Here is a 22,465-nt window from a genome sequence, read left to right as displayed (position 1 = left end):
CAATTATCCATAATCTAAGATGAAATCATATTGTAATATACTTGTTTTAGAAATAACACAAACTTACAGTATAATGAAACTATTGAATGATTGAATAAGAAAAGGGGGATATTCCTATGAATAAGAAAAGAATAGGAGCATTGTTGTTAGGTTCCATGATGATGTGTACGACCGTAACATCTTATGCTGCAAATTTTAAAGATTTGAACAATCATTGGAGTCAAAAATACGTTGATGATGTAGTATCAAAAGGAATCGTCAAAGGATATGACGACAATACCTTTAGACCATCACAGCCGGTAACAAAAATTGAAAGTATTATTATGATTTGTAACTTGTTCCAAGAATCGGAAATCAATGATGTGTATGCAAAAAACAAAGCGAAGTATAAAGCAACCATGACAAAAAGCAAGATTCCAACTTGGGCTGAAAAATATATTGTATTCGGGGTAGAGAAAAAACTTTTCCCTGAAAAAAGTATTCCATACTTTATGAATGAAACAAAAGGAAAATCCGTACAAAGTTTGTCATTCCGTCAAGAATTTTCTATGTTGTTAGTAAATGCGCTGTCTTTACATCAAGAATTTGCGAAAACACCATCCGTAAAATATACTGATGCAAAAAATATTGATGCAAAGGCGCTACCATATATTGAAGTATTAGGTAGAAAAGGTATTATTGCTCCAACAGGAGAATTTAATCCTAAGAAGAAATTGACTCGTGCAGAAGCTGCTGTAATGCTTTCTAAGAGTTATCCGATGTCTCCAAAAGGAAAAGGGAAACAACCGGTACCGGCTACACCTACTAAACCTACTCCAACGCCTGCACCAAATGTAAATAAACCTACAGTATCTGAAACATCTTATACCGGAAAAGTTGGAACAGTTTATGTAAATGGAAACAACGTTACAATTAACTGGGTGGATGCACAAGGTACATCTAAAGTATTTACCAATACAGTAGATCAAATCAAAGTTACGATAGATGGTGCTACAGCCACTGTTACTGATGTAAAAAGAGATGCTAAAGCAATATTGAAAGCAAGTGGAAACAAAGTATTAGAACTTGATGTGACAACTGGAGGAACACCAAATATACCAAATCCACAAAATGCTCCAAATGTAGGAGCGGTACAATTTGTAGGAACAGTGAAATCTTATGTAGATGATAAACTGGAAGTTGAATCAACAGGTGAAACAAGAACATTTGATATTACGAATAACAGTAAAATATTGATTAACGGTAAAGAGGAAAGAGCAAATAAACTGCAAGCCGGACAGTCTGTTACAGTAGTATCTATCGGAAATGATGTTATTCAAGCAATTGCTACAACATCGATAAAAACGACTGAAACTTTCGGTGTCATTAAAAATATTGATAGAGATAGTATTACAATTACAACACCAAGAGATGGTATTGTAAAATATGATGTTACTTCATCTACAAAAATCTATCGTGGTTCCAATCGATTAGATTCTTTAGAAAGACTCTATGTTGGTGAAAAAATATCTGTAAAAGCAGAAGGATACACGGCAACCTCTATTGAAGTAGAAGAATCTAAAATCAGCTTACGAGGAGCAGTTGTAGTAGGTGTGAGCCTACGAACAAGAGGGGAATCTGAAATTATTGTAGAAGATAGAGATAAACATGTATATACCTTGCAAGCAAACAACAGAACAAAAATCTATGTTGAAAATCGTCTTCGCAGTTTAGATAATGTGAAACTGGGTTATGAAGTTGATGTGAAAGCAGAAAACGGATATATTGTAGAGTTGTCTACAGAAAGAGAATATGCAACTCAAAGTGTTCAAGGAAAAGTAATCTCCGTAGATTTTAGAGAAGATATTTTGGTAGTGGATACCGGAAGTAGAGAAGCTAAGGTAATCATCGGTCCAAAAACAGAGATTAGAAATTCTTACAACAACAGTCCAAGAAGTTTGAATAATATCTTTGAAGGATATGAAATTCGTGCAAACGGAAGTTATCATTCCAATGGTTTTGAAGCAAGTCGTATTATTTATTTTGACAATTAAAAACAGGCAGTAAGATAATAAAAAGATAAGTTTAACCCCCTAATGTCGAATTTTTTCAACATTAGGGGGTTTGTATTATAGGATGAGTAATGATATTGGCCCTATAACCCGACTCCTCCTAAAGTTGGTCTGATGTTAGAGAGTGTTGTATAATAAAGAAAACCACCGACAATGTCGGTGGTTGTTTAATTTGTATCATATTTTTATTTTTTAGCGTTTGCTTGATTTTTGACTGCATTCATTTTTGCTTCTACTTCTGCAGGATCACCAAGGTAGTAATGCTTAATCGGTTTGAAATCATCATCTAATTCGTACACAAGGGGAATTCCCGTTGGAATATTGATTCCCACAATTTCTTCATCAGATACATCATCCAAATATTTCACAAGAGAACGAAGAGAATTACCATGAGCAACGACAATTACCTGTTTTCCATCCAACATATCTTTTTTGACAGTTTCTTCATAGTATGGAATTACACGAGCAACGCAGTCTTTCAGACATTCTGCCAAAGGTAGTTCTTCTTTATTTACATTTTTGTAAGGATCTTGATTTGCTGGATTTTTTTCATCTTCTTCTGTAAGGTAAGGAGGTCTGATGTCATAGGACCTTCTCCATTCAAGAACCTTTTCTTTTCCATATTTTTCGGTTGTTTCCGCCTTGTTTAAACCTTGTAATTTTCCATAGTGACGTTCGTTTAATTTCCAAGATTTGTACACCGGAATCCATTCTAAATCTAACTCTTGCAAAATGTGATTTGCTGTATGAATAGCACGTTTTAGATAGGAAGTGTAACATACATCAAAACGGAATCCTTCTGCTTTTAAGAGTTGTCCTGCTTTACTTGCCTCTTGATGACCTGTCTCAGACAAATCCACATCCATCCAACCGGTAAAAAGATTTAATTTATTCCATTCACTTTCACCATGTCTTACTAAAACCAATTTATAACCCATTATTTCAAAGTCTCCCTTCTCATAATATGTAAGTTGTAAGTATTATATATACATCATCTATCATACTACAAAATAGGGTAGAATGAAATCAAAAAAGAGAAGTTTTTGTATTTTATGAAAATCTTTGACATTTATTTTGACATACTATATAATGAAATTTAGAAGAATAGTATAGAATAAATGGAGGTTGACATGGACAGAAATATTGCCTTAGAATTAGTAAGAATTACAGAAACAGCGGCATTAGCATCAGCAAATTATATGGGACGTGGAGACAAAAATGCAGCTGACGGTGCAGCAGTTGAAGGAATGCGTGTTTGTTTTGAAAGTGTAGATATTCGTGGCGAAATTGTAATCGGAGAAGGAGAATTGGACGAGGCTCCTATGCTTTATATTGGAGAACGCGTAGGAAGTGGATATGGACCAATGGTTGATATTGCCGTAGATCCGATTGATGGAACGAATCTGATTGCAAAAGGTCTTCCAAATGCAATTTCGGTTATTGCGATGACAGAACATGGAAAAATGTTAAAGGCTCCGGATACATACATGGATAAGATTATTGTAGGTCCAAAAGCGAAAGGTGTAATCGACTTGGATGCACCGGTTCATGAAAATTTGAAAAGAGTTGCTACTGCAAATGACAAACAGCTTTCCGATTTGACATTGACTATTTTGGATCGTCCACGTCATGCGGCAATCATTAAAGAAGCAAGAGAAACAGGCGTTAGAATCAAGATATTCAACGAAGGTGATGTTGCGGCAGGAATCGCAACTTGTTTTCCTGATACGGGAGTAGATATTTTGCTTGGAGCAGGAGGAGCACCTGAAGGTGTTATCACAGCGGCAGCAGTTAGAACACTTGGTGGAGATATGCAAGGAAGACTTCGTCCGATGAGTCCGGAAGAAATCGAACGTTGTCATCAAATGGGATTCAAAACAGATGAAGAGATTGGAAGATTATTAAAATTGGATGATCTTGTTTCGGGAAAAGATATTTTATTTGCTGCAACGGCAATTACAGACGGAGATTTGTTAAGTGGAATCACATTCTTATCAAACAGAAGAGTAAAAACACATTCTGTTGTAATGAGATCCAGTACAGGTACTATTCGTTTTATAGAAGCAATGCATAATCTAGATCAAAAAGAATTCTTAAAACAATTCAATCTATAAGATTCCTGTGAGTTGGAATGTGGGTTGGATATTGTTTGAATCATCATTTTTCAGAGAGAAACAATATGATTAGATGAGTTTTTATATAATAGCATAACATACAGATATGTTTAACGAATATTTGAATTTTGTAGTTATGAAACAACAAGTTCATCTACAATTCATTTCCATTTCAGGTAGAGTGATATCGTATCATCAAGATAGAAAAGAAAATCAGCGAAAGCCGGTTTTCTTTTTTTATATAGAATTATCAAAAAAGTCTTTTCAAAAATTGCTTTTATATTATAATGAAGGTGAGGGGTCTTTGTTTACGGAAATTGTTTTCTGTAGGCTCTTGAATAAAAATTATATAAGAGAAAGGATTGTGGTTGTGATGACAAACAGGCGTAATTTACAAGTTTATTCTGAAATTGGTAGATTGAAGACGGTGTTGCTACATAGACCGGGAAGGGAGATTGAAAACGTTACTCCGGATTTGTTGGAGAGATTATTGTTTGATGATATTCCGTTCTTGGAAATTGCACAACAGGAACACGATGCATTTGCTCAGATATTAAGAGACAATGGAGTGGAAGTGTTGTATTTAGAAGAATTAGCTGCAGAATCATTGACAACGGATGAATTGAAGCATCAATTTGTCGATGAATTCATTGAAGAGGCAAACGTTGAGGGAGAAAAAACTAAAGCATTGGTAAAAGAGATGCTTTTGGGAATCGACACCAACTTGAATATGGTCATCAAAATGATGGAAGGAATCGAAAAAGCTGAATTACCTGCATTTGAAAAAACAACATTGAGCGATATGGTAGATTCTGATTATCCATTTGTGATTGATCCTATGCCTAACCTATATTTTACAAGAGATCCATTCGCTACTATCGGAGGCGGGATTTCTTTGAACCACATGAGAACTGTCACAAGAAACCGAGAAACCATTTTTGCAAAATATATTTTCTTATATCACCCAAGATTCAAAGACCAAGAGATACCAAGATGGTATGATAGAACAGAAAAGACAGCCATTGAAGGAGGAGATGAGCTTATTTTATCGAAAGATGTGCTTGCAATTGGAATTTCCGAAAGAACAGATGCCGCATCAATCGAAAAATTAGCGAAGAAAGTTTTTGATACAAACGAAAGCTTCAAAAAAATCCTTGCATTGCATATCCCAAACAAAAGAGCATTCATGCATTTAGATACTGTGTTTACGATGGTAGATTATGATAAATTCACAATCCATCCGGAAATTGAAGGACCTCTTACCGTATATTCCTTAACAAAGGGAGATAACGGAACAATTAAAATAGAAAAAGAAAGCAAAGAATTAGAACAAGTGCTTGCTGAAGCATTGGGACTTGAAAAAGTTACTTTATTGCGTTGTGGTGGAGGAAATCCAATTGCAGGAGCAAGAGAACAGTGGAACGACGGAGCGAATACTTTGGCGATTGCACCTGGAGAAGTTGTAGTGTATGCAAGAAATCATGTAACAAATAAATTGTTACAAGAAGCAGGAATTAAACTTCATATCATGCCATCCAGCGAATTGTCCAGAGGTCGTGGTGGCCCAAGATGTATGTCTATGCCATTGTGGAGAGAAGATATTTAACAATCAAATCAGATATGATTCTTAAGTGCAGAGCCGACTTTCAAAAATAGAGTCGGCTCTGTTTTTGTATTTTTTTCGTATGTTTTGATGAAAAATGTCAGATGTGATAAAATATGATATAAGAACTTTTTGTGATAGGAAAGAATAGAAAATATGTTCATACGAAAAACTGGTGAACTGGTACACGATAAAATAATAGAACAATAAAAAATAGAAAAATAGAACACATTCAATCTTTCAAAATTGTACGCTTGAAATGTGTTATCACTTCGATTTATGAATCCTTTTAGAGATGGTTTCCATGCATTTTTTCAAGTTTTAAAAATTTTAATTTTTTTAGAAATGGATGAAATGATTGGATGATGTTCTTTCTTGTAATCTTTATCTTATCAAATTTGTAAATACGATTTATGAATCTTTTTAGAGATGGTTTCCATGCTTTTTTTCAAGTTTTAAAAATCTTAATTTTTTTAGAAATGGATGAAATGATTGGATGATGTTCTTTCTTGTAATCTTTATCTTATCAAATTTGTAAATACGATTTATGAATCCTTTTAGAGATGGTTTCCATGCTTTTTTCAAGTTTTGAAAATCTTATTTTTTTAGAAACGGATGAAATGATTGAATAGAGTTTTTATTCTAATCTCTTTCTCCTAAAATGGGATATCGTATTGTTTGATTGGAACAGAAATGGAAGGATGAATGGAACTTTGAAATCATGATGATTAGCTAATTGCAATCGAGAATCTTGTTGGAAAAATGATAAATTATAGTGATAGAATAGAGGGAAGACGATGTTTTTTAAAGAAGAAGTCAATGAAGAGTTGTTGGATACATTGATACCAAACACTTTTTTTGAGCAATTGCTACCAATTATGGAGCCGAAATATTTGCGTATTTATTTGTATGCATACTATCTTTGCCAAAAAGATACTTCCTATACATGGAACAATCAGTTACTTGCAGATAAATTGGGAATATCTATAGATGAGGTTTTGGAGGCGTGGGATTTTTTTGAATTGTGTAAGTTGATTGAAAAACATCGTCCTCAAGGAGCGGAAGTTTGGGATTTCTCGGTAGAATTCAAGAACTTGAAGAGGATGTATACCTCTAGAGATAAGACAACTGCATCATTGGAAAAAAACTTGATGATTAGTCAAAATGAAGAGTATCAAAAGATGTATGATAAAATTGAATCTATTTTGGGAAGTCTTGTAATGAGTCATCACAGAAGAGCTGTCAATGAGATGATAACAGCATACAATCTACCAAAAGATTTGGTAGTGGAAGCATTTCGTTTTGGTGTTCAAAAAAAAGGATTTTATTCTGTACAAAAGGTATTGTCCATTCTTCGTATTTGGTATACGGAGGGTGTTCGTACTGTAGAAGATTTGGAACAGTTTTTGTTGGCAAAAGGAGATCGCTACGGATTATATAAGAAGATTCTTTCGTTCCTTGGTGAATATCGTATGCCGACCAAAGCAGAAGAAGAGCTGATGGATAAGTGGTTGGATGATTATAAGTTCAGTATGGAAGTGATTGAAGAAGCATTTGCCAAGTCTATCGGTATCAAATCCCCAAATATGAAATACATTGACGGAATCTTGAGAAATTGGCATGAGAAAACATTGGATTTGAATCTACAAAAAGAAAAGAACAGGGAACAGAAAGATCCCACTTTATTCCGTTTGAATATACTGGAAGGTTTCGGTTTGGAGAGAAAAAATCTGACATCGGAAGAACAGGAACAACTTCGATTTTTGTATGAACACTTCAGTATGGAAGAAATATTGATGACGATGGAGTATATCAAAAAATTAAATATGGAAAAAAGTATTGTTAATCTGTATCGTTTGATGAAGAATCCTGAATTGGATGATTCTAAAAAACCAATTGTGAATCAGCAGACACAATCTATTCAAAAAGAAGAAATTCAGAACTTGTTGACAGAAAAAAGAAAGACAAAAGATGAGATAAGAGAAGAAGAACTGGAACAAGAGATGAAATTGTTTTATCAAAAAAAAGGGAAGAAATTGAGATAGGAAAGATGAAATTGCATGGGAAAGACGGAAAAGGAGGGATTAGATGGATCGTAAGACACAGTATATTTATGAGAGAAGGCGTGAGGAAGCAAAACGATATTCTGAGGAAAAAATCAAAGATATTTATCAGAACCATCCTGTTTTGGAAGAAATAGATCGTTTGATTTCCCAATACCATATTGATATCGGGCGAGCGAAGTTGTTGCATACCGATGTAGCTACAATGGAACAGGAATTGGATTGCTATAGAAAAAAAAGAGAACGGTATTTACGAGAAAATGGACTTTCAAAAGAAGATTTTGAGGTGCAATACTTTTGTCTAAAGTGTCAAGATACAGGATATCGTGAAGATTTGGAAGGAAGATATATCCCTTGTAGTTGTCTGAAAGAGTTTACTATCAAAGAGATTTATGAAAATTCCAATATGAAAAAGAGATTGGAACAGGAAAGTTTTGATCAATTTGATGAAAAGATATTTGATGATGAGAGATTGTATCCTTTGCTTAGTGGAGAGGTAGTGACACAACGCCAAAATATTTTGTCAATCAAAAAGTCCATGCAGTATTTTGCAAAACATATCAAAGAGGGAGAAAAAAGTGCATTGTTTTTTGGGCAAATAGGACTTGGAAAAAGCTATCTTTCTTCCTGTGTAGCAAAAGAGGCGATGCAGTTGGAAAAAACAGTGATATATTTCAGCATTCGAGAATTGATAGACTGTTTGGAGTGTTATGTTTTTCGTAGAGATGAATATATTAGGCGATATCGTCCGATTACTAGAGAGATGATATATGAATCCGATTTGTTGATTATTGATGATTTAGGGAGTGAAATTGCAAATCAATTTGTGCAATCTGAGTTATTTCATATTATCAACAGCCGTATGGAGAAAGGGAAGCAGATGATTATTTCAACGAATAAAAATCCGTTGGAACTGAGAGATATTTATGGGGAAAGAATTTACTCGCGTTTGCTGATGTATTTTGATTTGTATGAATTTATTGGAGAAAATTTAAGAAGAAAAGTAAGTTTTTCTTAAAAATAAAAAAAGAAGGGATATGTGTTTTGAGACAATATTCCTTCTTTTTTATGATTTGAAATGACAGCGAATGTATCTGAGTTTGACGGTTAGCTTGGATGGCATCATTTTTGATAATCATTGTATTTCTTTTTTCAGTCTTTGCTCTTGTGAAATTGTTTCATCGTTATTTTTATCATACAAGACAGACAACCTTTCCAAATCCTTTCACTTTTACCGGCGACCAACCTTTTTTCATTTGTAGCGTGGGCACTTCCTGAAATACTAACTGTTCTATTCCAGCTGATTTGTAAACTACCACTGCTTTCATCATGTGTTATCACCTCGTCATATCGATTAACTTTTTTACAAAATCATTGCTCGGATGGTTCCATACTTCTTCTGTTGTTCCAAATTGTTGTGTTTTGCCTTCATCCATTACCAGTATATGAGTTCCCAACTTAAATGCTTCATAGATATCGTGTGTAATAAAGATAATCGTACAATTCGTCAGATTATGGATTTCTTTCAAATCTTTTTGAAGTTGGTACCTTGTGATCGAATCTACTGCACCAAACGGCTCGTCCATTAAGAGAATCATAGGCGAATTGGCGTATGCTCTTGCAATACCGACACGTTGTTGCTGACCGCCGGATAACTCGTCAGGATACTTTTCTTTTATGTCCAAAGGTAAACCGACAAGATTTAGCATTTTATCGATAATCTCATCAATTCTCTTTTCTTCTTTCTTTTCGAGTCGTGGAACATACCCTATATTTTCCGAAACTGTCATGTGAGGAAACAGTCCATTTCCTTGAATGGCATAGCCGATTTTTCGTCGAAGTGAGATAATGTCCTCATTTAGAATGTTTTTATCTAAAATCATCACATCCCCTTCATCAGGTTTTATCAATCCATTAATCATTTTTAGGAGAGTGGTTTTTCCTGAACCTGAAGTACCTACGATACAGATGAAATCACCTTCTTCTATACTAAGGTTAAAATTTCGAATAATCCATTTCCCGTTGTACGTTTTTCCAATATTCTTGTATTCTATTATTTTACTCATGCTATTCCTCCAAAAGTCCTTTTTCTCTTAGGAAATTTTTTGCGACATCACTTGGATTCTCTTTGTCGATTTCAACTTTGTAGTTCAGATTTGCCATCGTAGGTTCGTCGATTAATCCGTTCAATTTTTCCAATACGTCATTCAGTTCCGGATGTTGTTTGAGTATTTCTTCTCTTACCACCATACCTGCCATATAGCTCGGATAGAAACCAAGATCATCTTCAAGCACTACAATTCTTGGATCTGACAGTTGGCCATCTGTTGTAAATACTGTCATAACATCAATTTTTTTGTCATATAATGCTTGATATTTCAAACCATTATCCATATCTACATTCTTTTTAAATTGTAATTGATAAGCATCGGTAAGTGCATGATATCCGTCTTCTCTTTCAAAGAAATCGTATTCTGCTCCAAATATAAGATTTTCTGAATACTTCGCTAAATCTGAGAAAGTTTTAATATGGTATTTTTCTGCCAAATCAGCTCTGATTCCTAAACTGTAAGTGTTATTGAATCCAAACAAACCTTTCCAGATCAATTGGTAGTTGTTTCTATAGGATTCATTAAGCAGATGGAATTTGTCGTTCGTATAAATTCCTGTTTTTTTCAATACGATTTGCCAAGAAGTTCCAGTGTATTCAGGGTACATATCAAAATCTCCCTTTAGCATTGCAGGATGGATGTTTCCTGTTCCACCTCCAACTCCATGTGTGATGTTTACATTTAACTTGGTATCCTGTTTGATTAGTTCTCCGACGAGTTCAGCTAAGATATATCCCTCTGAGGTTGGCTTTGATGCGATTTCTATAGTATCCTGCTTGTCATTTTGATACAGTCCAAATGTAAGCAAGCATACAATCAAAAGAAAGCTCAATACGATTGGTGTTTTTTTATGAGTCATTTTTTTTAATTTACGACTTGTAACTAATTTTCCTAGTAAACTTAAAATACCATCTACTACCAGTGCCAATAATGCAATTAAGATACTTCCTATCAAAATCAGAACATCATTGTTTGTGGTTATTCCTCTGTAGATTGCCACACCTAAGCCACCTGCACCGACAAAAGATGCGATACCGGCTAACGCGATTGTCATCGTTACCATATTCATAATCGATGAAAAGATGACAGGAAATGCCAAAGGAAGTTTAATCTGATATAAGATTTGAAATTCTTTACTTCCCATAGCTCTACTTGCTTCAATGATTTTAGGATCAATGTTGGTGATTCCTACATAGGTACTTCTGACAATAGGAAGTAGTGCGTATATCGTAAGTGCAATGACTGCTGTTGTATTTCCTATTCCGGTGAAAGAAATTAAGAATCCTAAAAGAGCTATCGACGGAACTGTATAGGCAATATTAACAACTGATATAACATATCCTGCAATTTTAGGTTTTTGTGAAATAAAGATGCCGATAGATAGTCCTACCACGATGGCAATCATTACTGCAATAAATGTGATAACGATATGTTCTGTAAATAAGTTTAGATAAAAGGATGAGTTGTTTGACAACTCTTCCAAAATGTTATTTATCATCTTCATCCTCCAAATTTGAAATAATTTTCCTTAACATAGATTCAAAGGTTTCTATCTCTTGGATTGAAAAATCTTTATAGAAAATGTCAATCATCTTATCTGTTGCAATTTTAGATTTTGATTCCAATAATTTTCCTTTGTCTGTTAAGAATACATATTTCCTTCTTTTATCTGTATTACTCATTTTTCGATAAATTAAATCAGAATGTTCCATTTTAGTAAGCATATTGGTTAGGGTGTTGATTGCAAGTCCTGTTTCTAAAGAGAGATCGGTACTGCTAAGACCGTCATTTTTCCATAAAGAATATAAAATTTTGCCTTGTTCTCCATTGAATTCTGTTAGACCATATTCAGAAAATAGTTTATTCAACTTTCTTCCACTAAGGAATTTTGCTCTTCCGATTAAATATCCACCTTCTATTTTCATTGCATCTCCTTTCATTTCTATATAGAAATATCTTCGTTAATACTACGATATAGAACTATTTTTGTCAATCGATAAATTTCAAAATATACTTGCATTTCTATCCTTTAGATTCTCTTTTCTTCTTAAGGTTAATTTTTCTTATTTTTTGATTTTAAATTAGGTTTTTTCTCAATGGGGATCTTATCCTTGATTCGAAATTGATATAGTGATGTGATTTTTTATCGTTATGATGGTTAGTCCTTTTCAAAAGTTTCCTATAAAAAAAGAACTAAGCAAAACACACTTCACGAAATAGAGAAAGTGTTTTTCTTAATTCTGTTATTTTTGTTATCGCCCTTTCAACAATCGTGAGAAAGTGGTTTCCTGTTATGGAATTTCAGATTGATGTTTAGGATTATGACTCAGAACAAGCAAATGCAATAGCACTTTTTGCCAAAATAGATGAGGAGTCGAATACCGGATATGAGATATGGTAGTTTTCGAACAGAAGAGGAGCCTCAGTACATCCAAGCAAAAAGTCTTGTGCTCCCTGTTGCATAAAATCATCCAATAATTTCATCAAAGCGTCCGGATTTTTCGGTTGTCCTGACTTGATAGCATAAAGCATATCCATAATCAAAGATTTTCCGTATTCATCCGGCAACAATAAGTCGACATCCTTTTGTTTTGCAAACGAATCCTGATACAAACCGCACGAGTATGTTCCTGTGGTAGAAATGAGAGCAACTTTGTGTACGGTGTCTTTATATTTCAAAATTTCCTTTGTCGTTTCTTCTACAATATGTAGAAAAGGAATATGGATGTGTTTTTTGATTTCATCATAAAAATAGTGTGCAGTGTTGCACGGCATCACAAGAAATTCTGCACCGGATTCTTCCAAAAAAGTTGCAGATGCAATCAATTCAGATAGAGGGCTATTGGTTCCGTTCAAGATATAATTCGTTCTGTCCGGAATTTGTATTCTGTTGTCTATAATCATAGGAATGTGGTCTTGATCGCAGGAAGCCTCTGTAAAACGAACAACTTTTGTTGCAAAGTCCATTGTCGCAAGAGGGCCCATACCACCAATGACACCCATTTTTTTCTTATGTTTCATAAAACAATGAGATCCCTTCTACATTCTATAGTAAAACTATATCATTTTTTAAATGATATAAAAAGAAGTTCCAAAGAAAAAGACTGCGATGTTTCGCAGTCCATACTGGTGTACCCAGAGGGATTCGAACCCCCGACCTTTTGGTTCGTAGCCAAACACTCTATCCAGCTGAGCTATGGGTACAAAACATTGTAACGATGTTTACCCATACAAGTATACAAGTCTTCCTGTTCTTTGTCAAGAATTACAATGAAAAAAGAAGAGAAAATTGCATTGATGATAAGGACTTTTATTCACTGCAAAAACAACTTGATGAAACAAGGAGAATCCATATCCTTTCGAAATGGAAAGAAAATTTCCTTGTGAAAAACGAAATTCACGACAACTTTGCTTGATTTTGTGAAACTGTTCTATTCATTTGTTCCTGTGATTCACATTAGGGTTATTAAGTGATATGTTCGAAGTTCATTTTACGGAAACGAACTTTGCATTTCTATCGTTGGATTACCGATTTCGTTGATATCCTCCCATCTTCATGTTGGTAGGTTATGTTCTACGATTATCAGAGAAGCTGGAAAAGTTTTTCCGTTATGGGAAATACAATTTAGAGACTGTATGGTTGCTCCAATTCATTTAAGATACTTTCTCTCTCTTGAATAAGATAGCGTGTATCGGATGGAGTTTGGTTGATTGCAATTTGTTTTAGCTCGTTGATTTTTCCTTTTCGTGGAAGATCGAAGATAATTCCAACTTCTAAGTTTGGATAGGTGAGTGCCTCATAATCTCCGTTGTTGTCTCCCATATAGAGAATAGGTGCTTTATGATAAAGTTGCTCTAAGGTATGAATATAATCAGCTTTTCCTTGGCCGACTGTTTCTATCTGTGAGGAATCCACTTCCGGTAAGAATTGACCTGTGTGATTCTGTGTGAGCTGAAAACCTATGATTTCACCTTTTTGAAAGCCATAGCCAAACTTAGGAGAACAACCGAACTCTTCTACAAGAACTTGTTTGGTGGCACTGCATACATAGACATCAATGAAATGTTCACGCAAGGTGTGGAATAAATTAACTTGTTCAGGAATTGCGCGAAGACCTGTTGGATAGGAACATGATTTTTGCACACCGTTTAATTCGAATGAAAAATTTGTTGAGGAAAGAGGTTCTTTCGACCAATATGAGAGAGTTTTTTGACCAAGGTTTCTCAATTCAGATTCTGTCATATTGTAAAACAGATACATATCGTTTCCACCACGCATATTTTTTTTGATACCCGGTTCTAATAATCGATAGAAGTATGCCATTTGTGCGACAAAGGCTTGATAATCTAAGGATTTATTCCATTCTTTAGAAGAAGAGATTTGTTTTTGTTGCATCACAATAGGATATCTTCTGATGATATCTTTGATCAACTCTTCCCCAAAAGAATTGGGTTCTACCGTAATGTCTTTTGTAAGCACAGATGAAAATTCTTCGCAAGTCATACGATATTCTAAATGAAATAATTGATACAAAAAAGTCGCATCTTCCATATCGAACACTGCCGAAGTATTGTCCCAATCCGTTACAACATAGTTTCGTTCATATTTTGGTGTGTCTGAACTGCTCTTTTTTCTTTCTATTAAATCGCATAAGGTTTCGTATGTTGTTTGTGACCAATTGTTTTGTAGTAACATAAAATAACTCCTTTTTGGGATATGTCTCTTTAGAGTACAGTCATAAGAACGAATAGGGTATGTTTTTATACATCAGTGGTTCTATTTTGACAGCTCTGAAAAAGTAAATTTTGATAATTTCTAATGTAATCATAGTAGATGATAATAGGAAGATTTCAAAGAGGTAGACGTGGACTTCATTGCTCTTTGTTTGATAGTCATCTCATTCTTCCAAAATCAATTCACTCAGGTGTGTTACTCCTTCAATGTTGCTTTGTTTCTGATAACACACCTTTAAGCGATTAGATAAGAGTGATATTCTTTTTTTCTGCTGTTTTCAATTATAATCAGTCTGCTGATTCGTTGGTATCAGTATGTTCTTCTCTATAGATGTAAAGCAGAATAACAAGTAACAGTATAGATTTAATAAGGTTTAGTATGGTGCTTAATACACCGGCATCACCGGAAGTTTCATCTATTATATTTAGGAATAAAATAATCAATACGATTGATTTAATATTTTTCATTTTGTATGGAGTAATAAAATAAACATCGTTCACTGAGAAAAAAAGGTTACATTCTCTTTTTAGGATTGCTTGATTTGCTGATTGTTAGCCCTAACAACGATAATGTTAAATCATCCTGTGATTATGTTTCAAACTCTTCTCCAATTCCCCTCCCTTTTTTACATAATATTACCATAATGTACCATAGTAGAGTTGTAAATAGTTTTTATCAAAATAGTGAAATTTATTTCGTCGAAATTTGAAGAGTAGGATTGTGAATATTGTGATTTGAGAGAGGCTGATTGTTCGTATATGAGCATTCTGTTCAATAAAACCATAATCTATGGTATAATGGATAAGAAAAGGGGGATACAGTATGAATCCATTTATTTATGAAATACCGACAAAGGTTTATTTTGGAGAAAATCAATTACAATATTTGGGAGCTGAACTAAAAAAATTCGGTAACCGTGTATTGCTTGTATATGGGGGAGGCTCCATCAAAAGAAACGGAGTTTACGATAATGTTATTTCACAAGCGAAAGAGTCCGGTTTAGAAGTGTTTGAGCTTTCCGGAGTAGAACCTAATCCTAGAGTAGATACAGTACGAAAAGGAGTTCGCCTATGTAAAGACAACAACATTGATGTTGTGTTGGCTGTCGGAGGAGGATCTACCATTGATGCAGTGAAATTTATTGCTGCAGGTGCTCGTACCGATGCAGATCCTTGGGACTTTTTTACAAAGGGTGCAGCTATTGACAGTGCATTGCCGATTGTAACAATTTTAACTCTTGCAGCAACAGGTTCAGAAATGGATCCCTGTGGGGTTATCAGTAATGAAGAAACAAACGATAAATTAGCACGATATTCAAAACATCTTTTCCCAAAAGTATCGTTTTTAGATCCGACGATTACCTATAGCGTAAATGAGTATCAAACTGCTTGCGGAGCGGCAGATATGTTATCTCATATTATGGAAGTGTATTTTAACAGAGAAAAGGATTTATATATGTTGGATGCAGTCATGGAAGGTTTGATGAAGACGATTGTGAAATATGGTCCGATTGCAGTTAAAGAACCTCAAAACTATGAAGCACGTGCTAATTTGATGTGGGCAGGAAGTTGGGCTATCAACGGATTTATTGATGGAAGTAAAAATACTGCATGGAGTTGTCACCCGATGGAGCATGTGTTATCAGCATATTATGATATTACACATGGACTGGGATTGGCAATTTTGACTCCAAAATGGATGGAATATTGTCTAGATGAAACTACAGTAGACAAATTCTACCAATTTGGAACAAATGTGTTTGGAATCAATCCTTCTCTTCCTCCAATGGAAGTTGCAAAAATGAGTATCGAGCATGTAAAAACATTCTTATACAAAGATTTGGGATTGAAGAGCACATTGACAGAAGTAGGGATTGGAACAGAGCATTTTGACATTATGGCTGAAAAAGCTTGTCACGGAAAGGTATTACCGGCATTCAAACCTCTTGGAAAACAGGATATCAAATCGATTTTTGAAATGTGTTTGTAGAAGTTGGATATTGCCATAAGATGGCTATTCCGATGAGGTTGATATTTCTGTTATTTCCTACAGAAGATGGGATAGAAATGAAAAGGTAGTTTTATTATATAAGGAGGAATTCAATGTACGATCAACCGTTGAACAGTACAGTTTTGAAATCGGCGAGCATGCCAAAAGATTTGGGCGATTTTTATGAAGAAATGAAGCCGTTTCGGTTTTCTATGATGAAATATGAATGTGTCATTCGAGAAATCAAGACAAAACTGGAAGTGCTCAATAGTGAGATGTCTATTCGAAACAAACGAAATCCGATTAAGATGGTACAGACAAGAATCAAACAACCTGCGAGTATTATCGAGAAGTTAAAAAGACGAAATTTACCAATTTCTGTAGAGTCTATGGAAAAGAATTTGAATGATATTGCAGGACTTCGTGTCATCTGTTCTTTTATTGACGACATCTATGAGCTTTCAGGAATGCTTGAAAAGCAGGATGATGTTAAAATTATTGAAATCAAGGATTATTTCAAAAATCCAAAACCGAACGGGTATCGAAGCTATCATATGATAGTGGAAGTTCCGGTGTTCTTTTCAGATCACAAGGAGTTTATTCGAGCTGAGTTGCAAATTAGAACGATTGCGATGGACTTTTGGGCGAGCTTGGAGCATCATTTGCGTTACAAAAAGAAGACGATTGATTCAGAGGAAATCGGTGCAAAATTATTAGATTGTGCAAATGTGATTGCAGATACTGATGAAAAAATGCAAAAAATATTATATGAGATTATGGATCGGATTGAAGAGTTCGATAAGTAGGAAGTTGCAACTCACAATCAACAAAATATGATGTTATCATCAAAATGATAGACTTACAAACGGTATGGAATATATGTTTATTTTGTATTGAATTTACGGTTCAATAGATTTTGAGATAATATAAAAATAGTCGGAGAAAACTCCGACTATTTTTGTGTGTCAGTTCTCTATATTAGGATAGAGAAACAAATTTAGCAATATTATTTTTTCTTTTCGCCATAATTGGAACGGAAAGAATCTTTTTTCACGATGACATTATTTTCTTTGATTTTTCTCGAAAGAACAAATGAGTTATTACCTTTTTGTTCGCGAGTTAGAGAAACTACTTTCTTTGTAGTATCTTTCATTGCAATTAGCTCAATTGTAATATTTGAATTATCAGCAGTTGCCTTAATTTTTACAGGAACTTTGTATGTGTTTTTGAACTTAAAATTTAAAGAACCATAATTTACAGCTGCATCATATCCCGGAGGATAGTAGGAGATACGCAAAGAGTGGTTTCTTCTTTGAGTAATGTCTACACCGCTATTTAAACAAGCATTGAATAAGGTAGATGATACTTGACAAACTCCTCCACCATATCCGTCTACGAAATCTCCATCAAAAATAACTTTTGCATTTCGATATCCTGTTGCTTGAGATGTAGGCCCTACTACTCGGTTAAAATCAAATGTTTCACCGGGTTGTACGATTTTTCCGTTTAAAGCACTTGCAGCTTTTTTGATATTGAATTTTCTGTTAGCCGGAGATGAAGAAAAATTAGAAGTTGATTTTCCAAGAGAAAGTACTTTTGGCGCTTGTGGAGCTTGTTGTGGAACCTGAGGTGGCTGTGGCTTCACCGGAGTTTGATTATAATAATTTTGATCTAAGGTATCTAATACTTCTAAGTCGGTCGGAGTAGTATCGGAAATATCTTCTGTATATTCTGTATCAGAAGGAACGGCTTGTTCATCCGTAGATGAAGGAGCAGTTGTTTCCGAATTTGTTGATTCTACATCTGCGAAAATTGCAGAAGTGCTAAGTAGTGCTAATAGTAGTGTTGATGAAATGATTTTTTTTATTTTCAATAAAAAGACCTCCTTTTATAGTAATAGTTTCAAATAAATGTATTTTTATAATAAGAAATACAGAATTCCTGTAAAACGTATATAAATCTATAATATCACAAAATATAATGAAAATAAGAGAATTTTTTTATATATTACAAATTGTAATATTTTTGTAATATATAAAAAAGAACAATCAGTTAAAAACATGAAATGCGATATCATGGTATTATGAAACAAAGCATTCCAAGTGATCCTTCTGACATTTTTTGACGAATTACTCAGTATAATTTGATAGTAGAGTCAATATGAGCATTGATTTGTGTAAATAACATTTAGAGACAAAAAAGTTTTTCTTGTAAGATTGCAAGAAAAACTTTTTGTCAATACTATGTTGCTTTATTAAAAAATATCTTTTAATTCTTCTGTTAAGGCAGGAATTACTTTAAATAAATCTCCTACGATACCATAATGTGCTATTTTAAAAATTGGAGCATCAGGATCGGTATTTACTGCAATGATAAGATCAGATTTTTTCATTCCTCCAACATGAGGAAGTGCACCTGAAATACCGAATGCAAAGTAGATTTTTGGAGCAACTTTCGTTCCTGTAGTTCCTACTTGATTTTCTTGTGGCAACCAGCCTTTGTCTACCAAAGGTTTTGTGCATCCCAAGGCTCCACCGACTAATTTTGCAAAATCTTTTACGATTTCAATATTTTTTTCTTCCTGAATTCCAAGTCCGCAAGAAACAACAATCTTAGCATCTTTTAGGGAAACTTCTTTTCCGGATTCTGTTTCGTTTTTAATAAATTCCAACACTTTAGTACGAATGTCTGATGGAGACAGTTCAATCGTTTCGTTTGTGATAACTCCTTGTCGGGAGGCATCCGGTTTGTTCCCACGGAACACACTGCTTCCAAGAGATCCGATTTGTGGAAGAGTTGATGTTAAGATTGTGGAATATAATTTTCCGTCAAATGTCGGTCTAACCCACATCAAATCTGTTTTTTCTTCATTCCAATAAATATCTGTACAGTGAGCAACAAGTCCAAGTTTTCTTCTTGCTGAAATTCTTCCCCCAAGATCTTTTCCGTTGTTTGTTGCACCGATTAGGATAGCAAACGGTTTATATTTATCAATCAATTGATCCAATGCAGTTGTAAATCCGTCTGTTGTATAGTGTTTATATAGAGGAGACTCTACGTTGATTACCTCATCAGCACCATATTCAATTAACATTCTTGTAGATTCTTCGTTGTTTTCTCCAATGAGAACAGCAACCAGTTTTTCACCTTTTTGGTCTGCTAACTCGCGCCCTTTTCCTAAAATTTCAAGACAAACTTGAACCGGTTTATTATCTACTTTCTCGATGATGACCCAAATATTTTTATATTCCATTACTGTATCCCCCTGTTCTATCCAATCAAATTTTCTTTCAAAAGAATGGAAACTAATTTCTTTACTGATTCCTCTTCTGTTGCTTCTTGAATTTTTGTTCCTTTTTCCAACAATGCAGGTGGAAAAACATTGTGAACAATTGTTGCAGAACCGTTACGACCGGAACGATCTGTATCAATGCCTACAGTTGCTGCATCTAAAACAGGAATTTCTGCCTCTTCAGCTCTTTTAAGACCTTCTTCCGTTGCTTCACGAGGTTCTTGTGCTTCTCTACTGATAGTAAGAACAACAGGATAAGAAGATTCTACTTTTTCAACTCCGTTATTGGAATCACGATAAGCAATTACTTTATCTTCGTATGCTTCTACTTCTTTTACATAAGTGATTTGAGAATATCCAAGGAATTCTGCAACTTCCGGACCAACTTGTCCTGTATCTCCGTCAATTGCTTGTGTTCCTGTGAAAATCACATCAAATTCATCGATATGTTTGATACAAGAAGATAGGATGTATCCTGTTGCCAAAGTATCTGATCCTCCGTATGCACGATCGCTTGCAAGATAGCCGTTGTCAGCTCCCATAGCGATACATTCTTTGATTGATTGGACACCATCCGGTGTACTCATTGATAAGATACTTACAGTACCTCCGAATTTTTCTTTTAGTTGAAGTGCTTGCTCAACTGCGTATTTGTCAGCAGGGTTTACGATAGAAGGAACACCTTCACGAATAAGGTTATTGGTTTTCCGATCGATTTCAACATGTGAAACGGATGGAACTTGTTTGACACAGACTAAGATTTTCATAATTGCCTCCCATAAAATAATTTTTTATTATAATTGTTAAAAAACAAATGATATCAAATTGATATTGGTACTTTCTTTATATATCCTTTTTTACATTTTTTATTCAAAAAAAGATAATAACTTCTGGTTTTGTTTGTTTTTTCCTTTTCATTTAAGATTTAAATGTTGTACTGCGAAATGTCAGGAGCATTTCTTTTTGAAAGAAATTGTATCCATGATGAGAAAACAAAATGGTAGTAGAAAAATGAAATATGCGTATCTAAGACACATTACATCAGCACCGATGGTCGCAAGTGGAACGGACAACATAATATTCCAAGGTATCCAACCTGCAATGATAATACAACTGTTTTCCAAATAGAGTGCCAGAACCTTCTTGTCAAGAACAATCGGTTCAAAGAAATGTAAGGTAAGCATAGTTCCCAAACTTTGGTTACAACCAATCATATTCATAAAAATTGAGGTTATCATCAATGCAAAAAACGAGGTTGTTTTGTTGGCAAAGACGATCACAATATGATTGATTTTGGAAAGAAGTGGTGTTTTTTGAAAAATTCCAAGATAGCAGGCAGATATAATGATAATAGAAATTACACGAATCATGGATGACATCCCACCACCTGATAACAACAAAATGGTGGTATCCTGAGTTTCAGGTCGAAATCCGAAGATAAGACATTGTAAAAGAGAAGATGGTGTCATTTTTTGTATCATAACAGATATGACCGAGGCGCAAAGTATACTGGAACTCATGATCATTTGAATCGGTGCACGAAATATCGAAAGAAAAATCATCAATACAACAGGAATACATACAATTGGTGAAAGTGTAAAGAACTGTTGAAAGGATTCTATCTTTTGTAGAATTTCTGCGTTGGATATATGGTCTGTTGTGTGAAAATAGTAGAGTAAACAAGAGATGATAAATGGAATCAAAGCAGTTTTTAACATTTTAATAACGGTTTCATAGACATTGGTTTGTGTTAATTCGGCGACCAACAGTGCACTGGATGACATGGGCGAAGAACGGTCACCGAAAAAAGCTCCGGATATGACTGCACCTGCAGTAATTGCGGGATTGATACCCATGGTGTAACCCATTGTCATACATAAAACCCCAACTGTACCTGAGGAACCGAAACAACTACCCATCAAAAATGAAACAAAGCTACAACACAAAAAAACGGATAGGATAAAATACTTTGGAGAAATGATATGAATTCCGTAATATACCATAAAAGAGATGGCGCCACTAGAACGCCAAGTGGCAGTAAGCATTCCGATAAGAAGAAGAATCGTTAGGATTCCTTTGATTCTTTTGATTCCAATCATCCACATTTGGAATAATTGTTTCATAGAATGTCCTAGATAGAAACAATAGATTGAAAAACAAAGAAGAGATCCTGCAAGAGCGTATAGGATATCTCTTCCCAATGTGATACAAAGACCGATTTGAAGTAAAAACAACAACAGGGTAATACCTTCTGCCATAAAAATCCTCCTTCCCTAAAACATAACAGTTCAATATTTGAAGATATTATACCATAAAGTCAAACAGTATTATTGGTAAAGTGATACGATATTGTCTGTAAGAATGAGTTGACTAAGATATCGTGCAATCTGCCTTATGGATGTATAGTTCAAGAAATAGTTGAGTAAATAACAAGACAAAAAGATAAAGAGATAAAAAGATAAAGAGATAAAAAGATAAAGAGATAAAAAGATAAAGAGATAAAAAGA

The 22,465-nt window shown here is 34.4% G+C and carries 18 protein-coding genes and 1 tRNA gene; 7 read left to right on the top strand and 12 right to left on the bottom strand.

What is annotated here, in order from left to right:
* Window positions 1-116 precede the first annotated feature (116 nt).
* Window positions 117-2,033, top strand: a complete 1,917-nt coding sequence (locus tag ACO5GE_RS00700) for an S-layer homology domain-containing protein (protein WP_484828997.1) — start codon at window positions 117-119, stop codon at window positions 2,031-2,033.
* A 203-nt stretch (window positions 2,034-2,236) separates the two neighbouring features.
* On the opposite strand, the gene gpmA is transcribed toward ACO5GE_RS00700, so the two are convergent.
* Window positions 2,237-2,989 carry a 2,3-diphosphoglycerate-dependent phosphoglycerate mutase gene (gene gpmA, locus ACO5GE_RS00695; RefSeq protein WP_484828996.1) on the bottom strand — a complete coding sequence of 251 codons (753 nt, stop codon included), beginning with the start codon at window positions 2,987-2,989 and terminating at the stop codon, window positions 2,237-2,239.
* Window positions 2,990-3,181: 192 nt separating this feature from the next.
* On the opposite strand from gpmA, the gene glpX reads away from it, so the two are divergent.
* The 4 genes from glpX (at window position 3,182) to ACO5GE_RS00675 (ending at window position 8,849) form a co-directional block, all read left to right on the top strand.
* Window positions 3,182-4,165 (top strand): class II fructose-bisphosphatase, encoded by a 984-nt coding sequence (gene glpX / locus ACO5GE_RS00690; protein WP_484828995.1) that lies wholly within the window; start codon window positions 3,182-3,184, stop codon window positions 4,163-4,165.
* A 373-nt stretch (window positions 4,166-4,538) separates the two neighbouring features.
* On the top strand, window positions 4,539-5,771 hold the full coding sequence (gene arcA / locus ACO5GE_RS00685; protein WP_484829040.1) for an arginine deiminase: 1,233 nt from the start codon (window positions 4,539-4,541) through the stop codon (window positions 5,769-5,771).
* A gap of 794 nt (window positions 5,772-6,565) precedes the next feature.
* Window positions 6,566-7,813 (top strand): DnaD domain protein, encoded by a 1,248-nt coding sequence (locus ACO5GE_RS00680; RefSeq protein ID WP_484828994.1) that lies wholly within the window; start codon window positions 6,566-6,568, stop codon window positions 7,811-7,813.
* Between the two features lie 43 nt (window positions 7,814-7,856).
* Window positions 7,857-8,849: an ATP-binding protein gene (locus ACO5GE_RS00675; RefSeq protein WP_484828993.1), complete on the top strand. Its 993-nt coding sequence runs from the start codon at window positions 7,857-7,859 to the stop codon at window positions 8,847-8,849.
* Between the two features lie 175 nt (window positions 8,850-9,024).
* Here the strand turns inward: ACO5GE_RS00675 and ACO5GE_RS00670 are convergent, their stop codons facing one another.
* From ACO5GE_RS00670 to ACO5GE_RS00640, 7 genes are all read right to left on the bottom strand, one after another.
* Window positions 9,025-9,162, bottom strand: a complete 138-nt coding sequence (locus ACO5GE_RS00670; protein WP_484828992.1) for a hypothetical protein — start codon at window positions 9,160-9,162, stop codon at window positions 9,025-9,027.
* Between the two features lie 6 nt (window positions 9,163-9,168).
* Window positions 9,169-9,897: an ATP-binding cassette domain-containing protein gene (locus ACO5GE_RS00665; RefSeq protein ID WP_484828991.1), complete on the bottom strand. Its 729-nt coding sequence runs from the start codon at window positions 9,895-9,897 to the stop codon at window positions 9,169-9,171.
* A 1-nt stretch (window position 9,898) separates the two neighbouring features.
* Window positions 9,899-11,440 (bottom strand): ABC transporter permease/substrate-binding protein, encoded by a 1,542-nt coding sequence (locus tag ACO5GE_RS00660; RefSeq protein WP_484828990.1) that lies wholly within the window; start codon window positions 11,438-11,440, stop codon window positions 9,899-9,901.
* Window positions 11,430-11,867, bottom strand: coding sequence for a MarR family winged helix-turn-helix transcriptional regulator (locus ACO5GE_RS00655; RefSeq protein WP_484828989.1), 438 nt, complete (start codon window positions 11,865-11,867; stop codon window positions 11,430-11,432). Before ACO5GE_RS00655 ends, ACO5GE_RS00660 begins: the two co-directional genes overlap by 11 nt.
* 394 nt (window positions 11,868-12,261) lie before the next feature.
* The gene (gene cuyB, locus ACO5GE_RS00650; RefSeq protein WP_484828988.1) at window positions 12,262-12,963 is read right to left on the bottom strand and encodes a cysteate racemase; all 702 of its coding nucleotides are present in this window, start codon (window positions 12,961-12,963) and stop codon (window positions 12,262-12,264) included.
* A 106-nt stretch (window positions 12,964-13,069) separates the two neighbouring features.
* Window positions 13,070-13,146: transfer RNA gene (locus ACO5GE_RS00645), tRNA-Arg, on the bottom strand.
* Window positions 13,147-13,567: 421 nt separating this feature from the next.
* Window positions 13,568-14,638 (bottom strand): hypothetical protein, encoded by a 1,071-nt coding sequence (locus ACO5GE_RS00640; protein WP_484828987.1) that lies wholly within the window; start codon window positions 14,636-14,638, stop codon window positions 13,568-13,570.
* A gap of 861 nt (window positions 14,639-15,499) precedes the next feature.
* On the opposite strand from ACO5GE_RS00640, the gene ACO5GE_RS00635 reads away from it, so the two are divergent.
* Both ACO5GE_RS00635 and ACO5GE_RS00630 read left to right on the top strand, forming a co-directional pair.
* Window positions 15,500-16,666: an iron-containing alcohol dehydrogenase gene (locus ACO5GE_RS00635; RefSeq protein WP_484828986.1), complete on the top strand. Its 1,167-nt coding sequence runs from the start codon at window positions 15,500-15,502 to the stop codon at window positions 16,664-16,666.
* A 113-nt stretch (window positions 16,667-16,779) separates the two neighbouring features.
* Window positions 16,780-17,472 carry a GTP pyrophosphokinase gene (locus ACO5GE_RS00630; RefSeq protein ID WP_484828985.1) on the top strand — a complete coding sequence of 231 codons (693 nt, stop codon included), beginning with the start codon at window positions 16,780-16,782 and terminating at the stop codon, window positions 17,470-17,472.
* A gap of 200 nt (window positions 17,473-17,672) precedes the next feature.
* Here the strand turns inward: ACO5GE_RS00630 and ACO5GE_RS00625 are convergent, their stop codons facing one another.
* From ACO5GE_RS00625 to ACO5GE_RS00610, 4 genes are all read right to left on the bottom strand, one after another.
* Window positions 17,673-18,539, bottom strand: coding sequence for a VanW family protein (locus tag ACO5GE_RS00625; protein WP_484828984.1), 867 nt, complete (start codon window positions 18,537-18,539; stop codon window positions 17,673-17,675).
* A gap of 381 nt (window positions 18,540-18,920) precedes the next feature.
* Window positions 18,921-19,919: an electron transfer flavoprotein subunit alpha/FixB family protein gene (locus ACO5GE_RS00620; RefSeq protein WP_484828983.1), complete on the bottom strand. Its 999-nt coding sequence runs from the start codon at window positions 19,917-19,919 to the stop codon at window positions 18,921-18,923.
* Between the two features lie 17 nt (window positions 19,920-19,936).
* Window positions 19,937-20,725 carry an electron transfer flavoprotein subunit beta/FixA family protein gene (locus ACO5GE_RS00615; protein WP_484828982.1) on the bottom strand — a complete coding sequence of 263 codons (789 nt, stop codon included), beginning with the start codon at window positions 20,723-20,725 and terminating at the stop codon, window positions 19,937-19,939.
* 180 nt (window positions 20,726-20,905) lie between these two features.
* A complete protein-coding gene (locus tag ACO5GE_RS00610) occupies window positions 20,906-22,216 on the bottom strand; it encodes a Na+/H+ antiporter NhaC family protein (RefSeq protein WP_484828981.1) in 1,311 nt (436 codons plus the stop codon).
* Window positions 22,217-22,465: the final 249 nt, after the last annotated feature.

This window comes from Filifactor sp. (genome assembly GCF_057248345.1).
This window is presented reverse-complemented; position numbering and strand designations above follow the sequence as displayed.